At 62.3% G+C, this 11,524-nt stretch carries 12 protein-coding genes; 4 read left to right on the top strand and 8 right to left on the bottom strand.

The window, feature by feature from the left end; all coding sequences use genetic code 11:
* Positions 1-1,181 (top strand): hypothetical protein (locus tag DFR34_RS17175; protein WP_158281813.1); only part of this gene is annotated, 1,181 nt, incomplete at its 5' end.
* Between the two features lie 917 nt (positions 1,182-2,098).
* On the opposite strand, the gene DFR34_RS12110 is transcribed toward DFR34_RS17175, so the two are convergent.
* On the bottom strand, positions 2,099-2,869 hold the full coding sequence (locus tag DFR34_RS12110) for an SDR family NAD(P)-dependent oxidoreductase (RefSeq protein ID WP_110391418.1): 771 nt from the start codon (positions 2,867-2,869) through the stop codon (positions 2,099-2,101).
* Positions 2,870-3,083: 214 nt separating this feature from the next.
* Between DFR34_RS12110 and DFR34_RS12105 the strand changes: the two genes are divergently transcribed.
* Positions 3,084-3,986, top strand: coding sequence for a LysR family transcriptional regulator (locus DFR34_RS12105; RefSeq protein ID WP_110391417.1), 903 nt, complete (start codon positions 3,084-3,086; stop codon positions 3,984-3,986).
* Between the two features lie 189 nt (positions 3,987-4,175).
* On the opposite strand, the gene DFR34_RS17170 is transcribed toward DFR34_RS12105, so the two are convergent.
* The gene (locus DFR34_RS17170; RefSeq protein ID WP_211309393.1) at positions 4,176-5,081 is read right to left on the bottom strand and encodes an eCIS core domain-containing protein; all 906 of its coding nucleotides are present in this window, start codon (positions 5,079-5,081) and stop codon (positions 4,176-4,178) included.
* A gap of 145 nt (positions 5,082-5,226) precedes the next feature.
* On the bottom strand, positions 5,227-5,538 hold the full coding sequence (locus tag DFR34_RS12095; RefSeq protein ID WP_170121695.1) for a chorismate mutase: 312 nt from the start codon (positions 5,536-5,538) through the stop codon (positions 5,227-5,229).
* Between the two features lie 241 nt (positions 5,539-5,779).
* Between DFR34_RS12095 and DFR34_RS12090 the strand changes: the two genes are divergently transcribed.
* Positions 5,780-6,724, top strand: coding sequence for a nucleoside recognition domain-containing protein (locus tag DFR34_RS12090; protein ID WP_110391416.1), 945 nt, complete (start codon positions 5,780-5,782; stop codon positions 6,722-6,724).
* A 128-nt stretch (positions 6,725-6,852) separates the two neighbouring features.
* On the opposite strand, the gene DFR34_RS12085 is transcribed toward DFR34_RS12090, so the two are convergent.
* From DFR34_RS12085 to DFR34_RS12075, 3 genes are all read right to left on the bottom strand, one after another.
* Positions 6,853-8,595 carry an autotransporter assembly complex protein TamA gene (locus DFR34_RS12085; protein WP_110391415.1) on the bottom strand — a complete coding sequence of 581 codons (1,743 nt, stop codon included), beginning with the start codon at positions 8,593-8,595 and terminating at the stop codon, positions 6,853-6,855.
* A gap of 115 nt (positions 8,596-8,710) precedes the next feature.
* The gene (locus DFR34_RS12080) at positions 8,711-9,172 is read right to left on the bottom strand and encodes a methyltransferase family protein (RefSeq protein WP_110391414.1); all 462 of its coding nucleotides are present in this window, start codon (positions 9,170-9,172) and stop codon (positions 8,711-8,713) included.
* Positions 9,169-9,507 carry a winged helix-turn-helix transcriptional regulator gene (locus tag DFR34_RS12075; RefSeq protein ID WP_110391413.1) on the bottom strand — a complete coding sequence of 113 codons (339 nt, stop codon included), beginning with the start codon at positions 9,505-9,507 and terminating at the stop codon, positions 9,169-9,171. The genes DFR34_RS12080 and DFR34_RS12075 overlap by 4 nt, the downstream gene beginning before the upstream one ends.
* Before the next feature lie 362 nt (positions 9,508-9,869).
* Here DFR34_RS12075 and DFR34_RS12070 point away from each other — a divergent pair, with 362 nt between their 5' ends.
* Complete coding sequence (locus tag DFR34_RS12070; RefSeq protein ID WP_110391412.1) at positions 9,870-10,247, top strand: hypothetical protein; 378 nt, start codon at positions 9,870-9,872, stop codon at positions 10,245-10,247.
* Positions 10,248-10,534: 287 nt separating this feature from the next.
* Here DFR34_RS12070 and DFR34_RS12065 read toward each other — a convergent pair whose 3' ends face one another.
* Positions 10,535-10,927, bottom strand: coding sequence for a hypothetical protein (locus DFR34_RS12065; RefSeq protein WP_110391411.1), 393 nt, complete (start codon positions 10,925-10,927; stop codon positions 10,535-10,537).
* Positions 10,928-10,929: 2 nt separating this feature from the next.
* On the bottom strand, positions 10,930-11,524 hold a 595-nt coding region (locus tag DFR34_RS17165; RefSeq protein ID WP_158281811.1), incomplete at its 5' end, for a tetratricopeptide repeat protein.

The raw sequence follows: 11,524 nt of genomic DNA, 5'->3' as shown, positions 1-11,524 counted from the left end.
GCCCATTCTTCGTCGCTGACATCGGATGGGTAAGGTTTGCGGTTTTCCATGGGGCTTGGATTTTACCGCTATGGGATAGTTCAGAACAGGCTCTAGGACTGCGCCGTATCAACGTGTTATTTGATGAAGCCGCCCATATCTTCCGGCCTGAGCAGCAACGCCAGTTCTTCACACTTTTTCGAGACCTCCGTTCTCCGTACATGACGTGCAATGCGTCGGTCTATCCAGGGGTTACATCTTACGGATCGTCGTTCGAGGCAGTGCATGACGCACAAATCGAGTCCCTCAATCGTGATATTCACTCCGCCACGTATCGGGAGCAGATGCGCGAGATCGTGCTTAAGCAATCTGGATCCGAGTTGCAAAGCGACATCGAGAAGAACGGAGAGAACTTCGACGCGCTTGCATTGGCTGTTAGTGGAAACCCAAGACTCTTGCTCAAGACGGTCGCGCTGGCAGGTCGTATTCGCTCATCGGATGTTCAGGGTGTTTTGAAGGACTTCTACCGCAATGCGATCTGGGCCGAGCACAGCGCTCTTGCAGAGCGTTACCCTGGGCATAAGGTGCTAATCGACTGGGGACGGACCTTCGTTGAACAGCATGCAATTTTCGATGCAGTTCAAAAAAACGAGTCCTGGAAATCTGAAGGAAAATCGGAGCGAACTTGCTACTTCTGGGTTCATCGAGATTCACCCCAGGCTGTGATAGAGGCAATGAGGCTACTTGCCTACACTGGGGTAATCATAAAAATGGATTCAGGCGTTGTAGCGACGAGGCGCGAAATCGGGACGCGCTATGCAATCAATATCGGGTGCTTGGCCGCGCCAGCCTCGAACCCAATCGCCTTCATCGGAGAATTAAAACGTGGACTGACTATCAAACGCTTCACCGAATACGGTCAGAACCACCCGCCATTTGCTGAGATTGCCGCGCGCGTCGGTGCGATGGTGGATGCCGATCTGTCTTCAGCGCTTGAAAGTCTTCTGCGTAAACCCGTCATGGTGCTTGATCTGACTGAGCATCAGCAGTGGGCACTGAAGTCGATCAATATATCTACGGTAGGAGAAGCTTTGACATCATCCGAGTCGACGTTTCAGAAGGTCATGTATATCGGGCCGGTTAGGTCACGCAAGATGATGAACGTCATCACGGCCGCTGTAATGGAATTTCTATCTGGCTGATAGGAGCGTGACTTAGTGGCTGCTTTCGTCTAGACAGGGTGACCTGCAATTGACCGGTTTCGGTCGATACCAGTTAGTTGGCATGCCTCACGGGAACGGCTGCAAATAGCCTGTTGCGGTCGGTCCATCCATGTTGCCCAGTAAATTTACGGTGGTGTTTGCATGGCCCTATCGGGTGACTCGTGGATGTTCGGCAGTCTATGGACTTCGTTGGTTACCTCCTCCATGGCCTGCGGGCAACCCAGCCTTTGAAGGTGAACGCGCAGTAAAACAAGTCAATGTCCGTGAACCCGGCTTCGCCCAGCATATCGGCATCCTGCCGAGGAGACAGCACCGGCAGTCGCTCCTTGATCGCCGCGATGCTGCCTTCGGCCTGGGCCACCGAGACACCCCGAGAAGGCTGCGTTGCGCTTGAGCCATATACCCCTGGCGGGGTCTTCGCTGGAGAAGCTGTGGTGTGCGACAGCCAGGGATGCCCCGGGCTTGAGCCGCATGCGTATCTGCTTCAAGGTCTGTAGACGTTCTTCCCGCTGCAGGAAATGCAACGCCAGCAAGCAGTCGCGCCGTCGAACGGCCCCGAGGGTGCAGTGTCGAATAGTCTTCATGCAAACGGACACGTGGCGCCATCTTGCCCAATGTCGTGCGGGCCAGATCGAGCATTTCGGCAAAGGAATCGACGCCGTCGAAGCGCCAACTGGGCTGCATTTCGGCAAAGGCCTTCAACTCCAGCACTGGCCACCAGAATGCGCGTGCAGCCTATCGCTTCGGCCAGCGCACTGGCGGGAGCTGTGCGGGTCACCGTGAACAGGCCAGCGAAACGCAGTCTTCGCTGGTGTCGTGCCGCCGCATGCCGGCGCACGAAGTCGGCAGCCAGGTCGGCAGGGATGATTTCCGAGAACCGTTTCAGCAGCAGCGCCTCACACAAACATCCCCCCCGACGCCTCCACCCGTTGCGCGGTCATCCATCCCGCCTCGTCCGACAGTAACACCGCCGCCATGGCGCCAATATCCTCCGGTAAACCCACGCGGCCCAGGGCGGTGTGGGCGGCCAGTTGGGCGTTGATGTGTGGGTTGTCGCGCACCAGGCCGCCGGCAAAGTCGGTTTCGATGGCGCCGGGGGCCAGGGTGTTGACGCGGATGCCGCGCGCGCCCAGTTCGCGGGCCAGGTAGCGGGTGAGCACTTCCACGCCGCCTTTCATGCTGGCGTAGGCGGCGTAGCCGGGCTGGCTAAAGCGGGTGAGGCCGCTGGAAATATTCAGGATGCGCCCGCCGTCGGCCAGCAACGGCAGCAGCGCCTGGGTCAGAAAAAACGGCCCTTTCAGGTGGATATTCATCAGTTGGTCAAACTGCGCTTCGCTGGTGTCGGCAAAGCTGGCGTGAATGCCAATGCCGGCGTTGTTCACCAGGCAATCCAGCTGCTCGCGCTGCCAGTGCTGACGCAGGGTTTGCGCCACTTGGCGGGCAAAGCCGGCAAACTGGCGGCTGTCGGCCACGTCCAGCGCCAAGGCTGCCGCCTGGCCGCCCAGCGCCTGGATGTCGCGCACCACGGTGCGGGCTTGTTCGGCGTTGTCGCGGTAGGTGAGGATCGCATCCATGCCGCGCGCGGCCAGCGCCAGCGCGGTGTGGCGGCCCAGGCCACGGCTGGCGCCGGTGATCAGGGCAATCTTGCGGGAAGAAACAGCGTGCATATCAAGCTCCGTTGGCTGTGCAGGGGGAATGGCGGCAGTGTATTGCTGGTCTGTTAGCCGATAAATTGGGCTGTTCTGGTTATACTATTCGCCAAATCGGAACAATCAAGCGCCGCTCACCAAACTCAGCGCAGCGATCCTGGCTGAGTACACGACCGTAGGCAGTACGGGTAGGTCAGGAGGGTTTTGTGAGCGGCGCCAAAGGAGCAAGGCGATGGAACACCTGGACAGCATGCGCGTGTTTGTGCGCGTGGCCGAGCTGGCCAGCTTTACCCAAGCCGCCGATAGTCTGGGCTTGCCCAAGGCCAGCGTGTCCAGCGCGGTGCAGCAGTTGGAAGCGCGGCTGGGTGCGCGGCTGTTGCAGCGCACCACCCGCCGGGTGCAGCTCAGCGACGATGGCCGGCTGTATTACGAGCGCTGCCGCGATCTGCTGGCGGATATGGACGAGCTCAACAGCCTGTTTTGCCGCGATGACGCCCCACTCAGCGGTCGGGTGCGAGTGGATATGCCGGTGGGGGTGGCGCGCCATGCGGTGCTGCCGCGTCTGCCCGAGTTTCTGGCCCGCCACCCCGGCCTGAGCGTGGAGCTGAGCAGCGTGGATCGGCGGGTGGACGTGCTGCGTGAGGGGTTTGATTGTGTGTTGCGGGTGGGCGCGCTGCACGACAGCACGCTGGTGGCGCGCCGGCTGGGCGTGCTGCGCCAGATCAACTGCGCCAGCCCGGATTATCTGGCTCGCCATGGCCAGCCAGAGACGCTGGCTGATCTGGCCCGCCATCAGTTGGTGCATTACACCCCCGGCCTGGGCGGCAAGCCAGCCGGCTTTGAATATCAGGACGCCGACGGCGCGCTGCACACGGTGGCGATGGCCGGCGCGCTGACCGTCAACGCCACCGACGCCTACACCGCCGCCTGCCTGGCCGGGCTGGGCCTGATTCAGGTTCCGCTGGCCGGCGTGCGCGGCCATTTGCTACGCGGCGAGCTGGTGCAGGTGCTGCCCGATTTCCCACCGCCCGCGCTGCCGGTGCACCTGCTTTACCCCAACCGCCGCCACCTGCCGCGCCGGGTGCGGGCGTGGATGGACTGGCTGGCAGAGGTGATGGCGGATTATCTGGCTTGAGCTTGGCATCCGCTTGGTAGGCCAGGCGGCACACAACCACGCCAGGAAGATTTTGTTAGCCGCTATAAATGCTGGGAACACACGGTTTTATTCAGAAAAACCGTGTTTACTAAAATCAAAACATATAAAAATCAAGGCTATAGACCTCCACCTTCGCAGGAACAATGATTTTTCAGCGTTTCCCCAAGGTTATCTTCTACGGGGTTTTATGAGGTAGTCTTTCCTAATGGCCTTTCTGTGCAATGCACGGAATTTATCCATGCCAGTCCGCCCTGGGGCGGGGCGATTGCCCCGTGACGTGTTACATGTGCCGCACAGCACGCGGGCGTTCCCCATCAGCGCGCGTCCGCCACGTGAAGCATGCTGGATGTGGTCTACCTGAAAACCGCCGTCGCCCATGCGCCGCCCTCGGTAGGTGGCGTAATTCACCAATCGGTGCTGAAACCCGCAATGGGTACAAGTATAAAAACCATCATTTCTGCGCTGGTTTTTTGCCAGCGCTCGGGCGCGTTGCTCCGCCGTAAAATTGTCTCGCACCTGCTGAGCAACGTACTGCGCGCTGCCGCCGGCTAATGCCCGCAGCGCAGGTGCGCGCGCCATCCCTGCTGCCTGAAGGGCTTTTTGCCCCATCACATCGGCTTCGTGTTCAAGCGCCGGGTCGTCGTTGATTGCCACGCCGCCCTTCATTTGCGCCGTGGCCTTCACCCGGCCTTGCGCCTGTTGCACCACATGCCAGGCTTCATGCGGCAGGTGCTTTTCCTGGCCGGGGCCCAGGTGAATGTCCGTGCCCTGGGCATAGGCCTTGGCGTTGAGTTGCGCGGGTTTGCTGGAATGGTAATGCACGCGCACTTTGTCCAGCGATATGCCAGACAAGGCTTCTACCCCTGCCTTGAGTTGATTCGGCAAACCGGTTTGATTGCGCACGCGCTGGTCCGCCAGCTTTTGCACCGCGTGCAATTGGGCCAACTGGGCGGATTGCCCGGCCAGGGTATCCAGTTTTTGCAGCTGGGCGTGATGGGGGCCGGCCAGCGCGGCCTTGCTGAGGTGGGCGCGTGGCAACGCTTGCTGTACCGCCGATTGACGGGGTTGGAGCATTTTCATGTTCATGATGAAAATCCTTGTTTAAGAACGGCCGACTACACCCAGCGCAGCGATCCTGGCCAAATGTGCGGCCGCAAGACAGTACTCGCAGAGTACGGCAAGGTCACAGCACAACGCCAGGGGGTTTTGTGAGCGGCGGTTATTTTGCCTGCGCCTGCCACTGCGCGTGTTCCTCGCGGATAAACGCCTCAATCATCGCCTGCCACACCGCCGTCACCACCTCAGGCGAGGCGCCTTGTTGTTGCGCCAGGGCGCGCACTTTGTCCAGCACCTGGGCCACCCGTTGCGAGGCGGCCACCTCGTCGGCGCTGCGCTTGAAGCCTGCCGCCTGGGCGACATAGCCGCCGCGCTCGGCAATCAGCGCCACCAGTTGGCGGTCGATGCGGTCGATGTGGTGGCGTACTTCGTCCAATGAGGCGCAGGGGGTCATGGGCGGTGTTTGGGCGGTCATCCGGGTTCTTTCTGTGTGGGCGATAACAAAACAGGCCACGCGGTCAGCGTGGCCTGTTGACGAAAACCTCAGCAATACCTCAACCAGGCCACGGACGCACGGCGGCGCGCCACCAGCAAATCAGGTGGGCGGCAGTGGGGGCGTGGGCAAATCGGGTATAGGTCATTGGCGCAGTATTCCGGCGGGATGACGCGGGTGTCAAGCGCCAACGCCAGGGCTAAACAATGTCATAATCGCCGCCATGGAATCCGTCATCGACATTATTTTGCAGGCTGGCCGCGCGGCGGTGGAGCTGTCTTTGTTTGTGTTGCTGCCCGTGATGATTGTCATGCTGGCGGTGATGCGACTGCTGGAGGCTTACGGTGTGCTGGATTGGCTGGTGCAGCGGCTGAGCCCGCTGTTGCGCCCGTTTGGCTTGCCGGGGCTGGGGGTGTTTGCCGCTTTGCAGATCAATCTGGTGAGCTTTGCCGCGCCAGTGGCCACGCTGAGCTTGATGGAGCAGCGCGGAGCCAGTGCCCGTCATCTGGCCGCCACGCTGGCGATGGTGATGGCCATGGCGCAGGCCAATGCGGCGTTTCCGTTGGCGGCGCGTGGCTTGCAACTGGGGCCCACCTTGCTGGGTTCGCTGCTGGGCGGCTTGCTGGCGGCCGCCATCACCTACCATGGTTTTGCCCGCCACTTGAGCCTGGATGCGCCAGCCGCAGCCCAGACGCCACCGCCGCATGGCGAGGCAGACAGCGCCAAAGGGGTGTTGAATGTGATCAATCGCGCTGGCGCCGAGGCGTTCAAGATTGCCTTGGGCGCTTTGCCGATGCTGGTGCTGTCGCTGGTGGCGGTAACGGCGCTCACCCGCTTGGGCGCGGTCGAGGCGCTCACCCGGCTGATCGGCCCCGGCCTGAGTGCGCTGGGTATTCCGCCAGTGCTGATTTTGCCCAGCCTGACCAAATACCTGGCGGGCGGTAATGCCATGTTTGGGGTGATGGATGCGCTGCGTGGCCAGGGTGTGGTCAGCGCCGGTTTGCTGAATGCCAGCGCCGGCTGGCTGATTCACCCGCTGGATTTGCCCGGCCTGGCGGTGCTGTTGTCGGCCGGCAAGCGGGTGGCCGCCGTGTGGCGGCCGGCGGTGCTGGGTGCGCTGGTGGGCATTGCCGCACGCACGGTGTGGCATGTGTGGCTGATGGCGTAGCGCCATGGGGGGGTTAAGAGGGCTGACAAAACTTGCCTGGCGTGGTTGCCCGACCTTGCCGTACTACCCGTACTGTCTGCGGTCATGCGCCTCGCCAGGCGCGCTGCGCTGTGTTTTGTGACTGGTGCTTAAAAGCTCGCCCCCAGGGATAAATTCCACTGCCATTGCCTGGTGTACTGGCCACGGGCGATGTCCAGCCCCACCGGGCCGATCGGGCTGTCCCAACGCAGGCCGGCGCCTAGGCCCAGACGGGGAGTCCAGTCTTGCCAGCGGTCGCTGGCGTTGCCGGCGTCGGCAAACAGCGCCAGCCGCCAGCCGGGCGGGCCTACCGGGTGCTGGTATTCGGCGCTGGCCAGCGCCAGCACCCGCCCACCTGTAACAGCGCCAGCTTCGCGTGGGCCCAGGCTTTGATAGGCATAGCCGCGCACGCTGCCGCCGCCGCCAGTGCGAAAGCGCCAGTCGATAGGCACATCGTTGGCACGGGCGGCCCACACTTGGCCGATTTCCCCGCGCACAATCACCCGTGCTTGTTTCTCCAGCGGATAAAACCCAATGGCGCGGGCGTAGGCACGCAAAAAGTCGGTGTCTGATCCGGCGTAGCGGCTGGCGCCCACCAGTTGCGCAGCCAGCATATGGCCGCGCTGCGGATTGAGCAGGCTGTCCACGCGACGGCGGGTCCAGTCGTAGCGGGCCACCAGCGCCTGGGTGCGGCTGGTGTCGCCGCCATCGGGGGTGCTGCGCTCACGGGTAAAGGTCAGGCCGTAGCCGTGTTCGTCGTCACCGCGCGCGCGCAGGCGGCTGGCGTAGACGGTTTCCTGGCGCAGCCGCAGTTGCTGCACCTCGCTATGCGCCAGCTTGACCCCGGCAATGTCGCGGTAGCCGTCGCCATCGCGCGGCAGGGTCAGGCTGGCGTCCAGGGTTTGCTGGTCGCGTTCCAGTTGCAGGGTGCTGGCAAATAGCACGCCCAGGCCGGCCACATTGTGGTGTTGATAGCCCAAAGAGCCGCGCGGGCCGCTGTCGCTGCCATAGCCGGCGCCGACGCTGATTTTTTGTTTGGGGGCTTCCTGTACGTAAACATGCACCGGGCTGAGCCATGGTTGCTCGGGGTTGAGTTCAGCCTCGACGCGCACCGACTGAAAATACGGCGTGGCCTGCAGGGCGGCCTGGTAGTCCAGCAGCCAGCGCTGGTGGTAGGGCGTGCCTTGGGTAAAACCGGCCAAGCGCGTCACCGCCTCGGCTGGATAGCGCTTGAGGCCATGCACCTGAATCGGGCCCAGGGTAAATGCCGGGCCACTGGCCAGGGTCAGCAGCAACTCGGCGCGCTGCTGATCGGGGTCGATGCGCGCTTCGGTGCTGGCCCAGCGGGCAGTGGGGTATTGGTCGATCTGCACGGCGCGCAGCGCCTGGCGTTTGGCGGCGTCCCAGTCGTCTTGCCGAAACGGCGCATCCTGATTCAGGCTCCAGGCTTCGCGCAGCGCGCGCAGGCGCTCGGCGCCGGCCGGGCCTTCGCCGCCGGGGCCATCAATCTGTAAGGCAATCTTGCCGATGCGGGTGCGCGGACCGGGCTCAACGTACAGCGTCCACTGCTCACCCTGCCTATCCAGTCGCACCCGTGGCGAAAAATACCCTTCAGTGGCCAGCAGGCTACGGGCATCGTTGTCGATATCCTGACGCAGGGCTTCCAGTTGGCCTGCATCGGGCGGCAGGCTGTCGTTCAGCGCGCGCGCCAGCGCCAGATGGCGGCCAAGCAGGCTGTCCACCTCAGAAGGCGCGTCGATCCGCAACTGCGGCAGGGCCAGGGCCGGGGTGGCCAGCAGGGCCAGGCTGAGCGTCAGCGCCAGGCAGGCGGAGAATGGGCGGGGCGGTTTCACGCCGTTAACATACCTTGCTCACGCGGCGGGGTCAAAATCATGCGCAGCGACGGCGGCTGGCAAGCCGTCTGGCTACAGCAGTTCGGCAAGGCCGTGCAACGACGCTAAGGGGGTTTTATAACCAGCGACGGGTATGTTGCAGATAATTGGCATAGGCTTGGCCAAAACGGCGCAATAAATATGCTTCTTCGCGACGAATCACGCCGTAATGCATCAATAACCACAGCGGCAGCCAGGCCAGCAGCGGCCAGACACTGCCGATTTCCAGCGCCAAGGCAAAATACAGTGCCGTCATCGCCACATATACCGGATTGCGCGACCAGGCAAACGGGCCATGGGTCACCAGCTCGTTATTCGGGCGGCCGGGGTGGCCGGTGGTGCCGGCGCGGCGCAAGGTGGCAAACGCCGACCAGGCCAGCAATCCACCGCACACCAGCAAGGGCAGCGCCAGTGCGCCACGCCACCAAATCGACAGCCACAAAGGCCACGGGCAGCGCAGATGGGCCAAGGTTGACAGCAGCAGGGTGCCCAGATAAAGCCGGGGTGGGCGGGCAATCGGTTGCGGGGCGAGGCTCATGCGGCGTACCGAGTGTGTTGATTGAGATGGCGCACACCAAAGTGGTACAGGCTGCCCAGCAAATCGGCCAGCTCGGCGCCGCTGGCGCTCAGCCGGTATTCCACCGCTGGCGGCACGCAAGGCAGCACGGTGCGCAGCAACAGGCCCTGGGCTTCCAGCTCGCGCAAGCGCTGGCTGAGCACCTTGGCGCTGATGCCGGGCAGTTGCCGGCGCAGACAGGTAAAGCGGCACATGCCGGGCAGCAAGGCGCGCAGAATTTGTGGTGTCCATTTACCCTGGATCAGGTCCACGACGGTCTGGACCGGGCAGGCAGAAGTACACGGGGAGGCGGACATGCGGTGACTCCGGATAACATGGCCCGGCAGTGGCGGGCCAATCAAGTCACAGCATATGTTAATTTTAATTACATGAAAAGCCCCGTCTTGTGTACGCAGACGCATTCTGCCTGTCTGTCATGGTATTGGCTCAATGCACAACACCCCGACAAAAGCTTTTGGCCAGACAGGCGCCCGCAAACAGCAAATACGGTCACGGCGCGTTTTGTGCGCAACGCCAACGCCCTTGGCGGCTGTGGCAGCGCCCGCCCACACCTTGGTGGTTACCCACAGGTCAGTCACTGAGCAAAAAGTGCCTTCTTGTGCCATCCCGACCCTGCCCTTACCATATGTGAACACTATTTACATATGGAGAAAATCTCATGCTGGCAACCTTGATGCGCTTGGTCGGTATCGTGCAACTGCTGCTGGGGGTGCTGTATCTGGCCGTGCCAGACTGGCTGCTGGCCGCCATGGGCCACAGCGCCATTGCTGCGGATATCCGCTATCCGCTGGGCATGCTGGCCGCACGTTTTTTGGTGTATGGCGCCGCCCTGCTATGGGCCGCCCGACAGCCGCAGGCACACCGGCCGTGGATCTGGGGCATGGTGGCCATTCAGTTGGTCGATCTGGTGGTGGGAGTAAGCCACACCCTGGCAGGCAGCGTGCCGCTGAGCTTGTCGGGGTTTCCGATGTTTAACGCACTGTGGATCAGCGCCGGGCTGGCCTACGGCTTGCGCCGCTCGGCTGCCGCACAGTAAGCGCCACGCGGTGGGGTAGCGGCCCGGCCTGCGGTTGCGGGTCGGGCTGGCGGGGGTCAATTACAACAGCCCAGCCGCTAAACCACTGTCGCCATACTGCCGCGACTATCCGGCAACGCCAGCCCTCACTGGCCATTTGCCGCACCGCTATCGTGTGTATGCCAGCCTCAATCAGCCGGATTTACCGCGGTGCAACCAAATGGGTAGCGCCAACAGAAGAAGTGCAGACAAGCTGACGAAGAATGAGCGGTTTGCGCGATGACTGGCAAATAATGGCTATCTTCTGCTTAACGCTGAATACTGTTCCCCGAGCCGGCAATCTGAAACACCTGATTGCCATTGCCCGTCACCGTAGCATTTTGCGTGGCGCCCCACTGCGCCTGCACCTGCTGCGCCTGTTTCAGCCAGGCCGCCAACTCGTCAGCCAAAGCTGGATTATCCGCCAGCGCTTTTTTCAGCTGTTTGCGCAAATCCGCCTGATTGTCTTCATCCTGCGGCGCGGCGCGCAAATCCTCCAGCGCCTGCTCGGCGCCCGACGGCAGCACACGGGTTTTGAACAAATCCAGCACATGGTTCACCGCTGATTCTCCGGCAGCGGCGGCGCCTTGCTCCAGCGCCTGGCTCAATAATGGGGTGAGCGCGGCGACGGCGGAGGTGGCGAGGGCAGCAATATCGAGCATGGTCAGTCCTGTTTTCCAAAGTCAAAATAGGGTTGTAAGGGCGTCAGCAAATCCACATCCGCTTGCTGCTCGGCCAAGGTGCACAAGCGGAGATACACTTGCAGTATTGTTGCAAGCAAACCACCATGTGCCGCTGGGTAACGGATAAACGCCGGGCTCAGCATTGCGACGGCTTCCCGCGCCAACCCAACAGCCGCAGGTGGGCTATCGGCGTGCTCGGTGCATAAAGCCAGCACGATCAGACTGCGCGCCAAATCCGCTTGGAACACCTCGGGCCGTTGCGTAGCAAGCTGGCGGTATAGCTCAACCGCCTCTTGTGCGCTCTTGCACGCCGCCTCGTATTGGCCCAATTCGTTGAGCCCGTTGGCCAGATTGTTCAACGACATGGCCAAATCCGCTCGGAACACCTCAGGCCGTTGCGCAGCAAGCTGACGGCGAAGTTCGACCGCCTCTTGCGCCCTCTCGCACGTCGCCTCGTACTGGCCCAGGGCGCTGAGCCCATTGGCCAGATTGCTCAGCGACCCAGCCAGATACGCTTGGAACACCTCAGGCCGTTGCGCGGCCAGTTGGCGGTAAAGTTCGACCGCCTCTTGCGCG

This window comes from Rivihabitans pingtungensis (genome assembly GCF_003201855.1).
GTDB lineage: Bacteria > Pseudomonadota > Gammaproteobacteria > Burkholderiales > Aquaspirillaceae > Rivihabitans > Rivihabitans pingtungensis.
This window is presented reverse-complemented; position numbering and strand designations above follow the sequence as displayed.

Coding starts and splice junctions, on each gene's coding strand:
- DFR34_RS12110 (WP_110391418.1), bottom strand. CDS start 2,869: ATGCACGCTGTTTCTTCCCGCAAGATTGCCCTGATCACCGGCGCCAGC.
- DFR34_RS12105 (WP_110391417.1), top strand. CDS start 3,084: ATGGAACACCTGGACAGCATGCGCGTGTTTGTGCGCGTGGCCGAGCTG.
- DFR34_RS17170 (WP_211309393.1), bottom strand. CDS start 5,081: ATGCTCCAACCCCGTCAATCGGCGGTACAGCAAGCGTTGCCACGCGCC.
- DFR34_RS12095 (WP_170121695.1), bottom strand. CDS start 5,538: ATGACCGCCCAAACACCGCCCATGACCCCCTGCGCCTCATTGGACGAA.
- DFR34_RS12090 (WP_110391416.1), top strand. CDS start 5,780: ATGGAATCCGTCATCGACATTATTTTGCAGGCTGGCCGCGCGGCGGTG.
- DFR34_RS12080 (WP_110391414.1), bottom strand. CDS start 9,172: ATGAGCCTCGCCCCGCAACCGATTGCCCGCCCACCCCGGCTTTATCTG.
- DFR34_RS12075 (WP_110391413.1), bottom strand. CDS start 9,507: ATGTCCGCCTCCCCGTGTACTTCTGCCTGCCCGGTCCAGACCGTCGTG.
- DFR34_RS12070 (WP_110391412.1), top strand. CDS start 9,870: ATGCTGGCAACCTTGATGCGCTTGGTCGGTATCGTGCAACTGCTGCTG.
- DFR34_RS12065 (WP_110391411.1), bottom strand. CDS start 10,927: ATGCTCGATATTGCTGCCCTCGCCACCTCCGCCGTCGCCGCGCTCACC.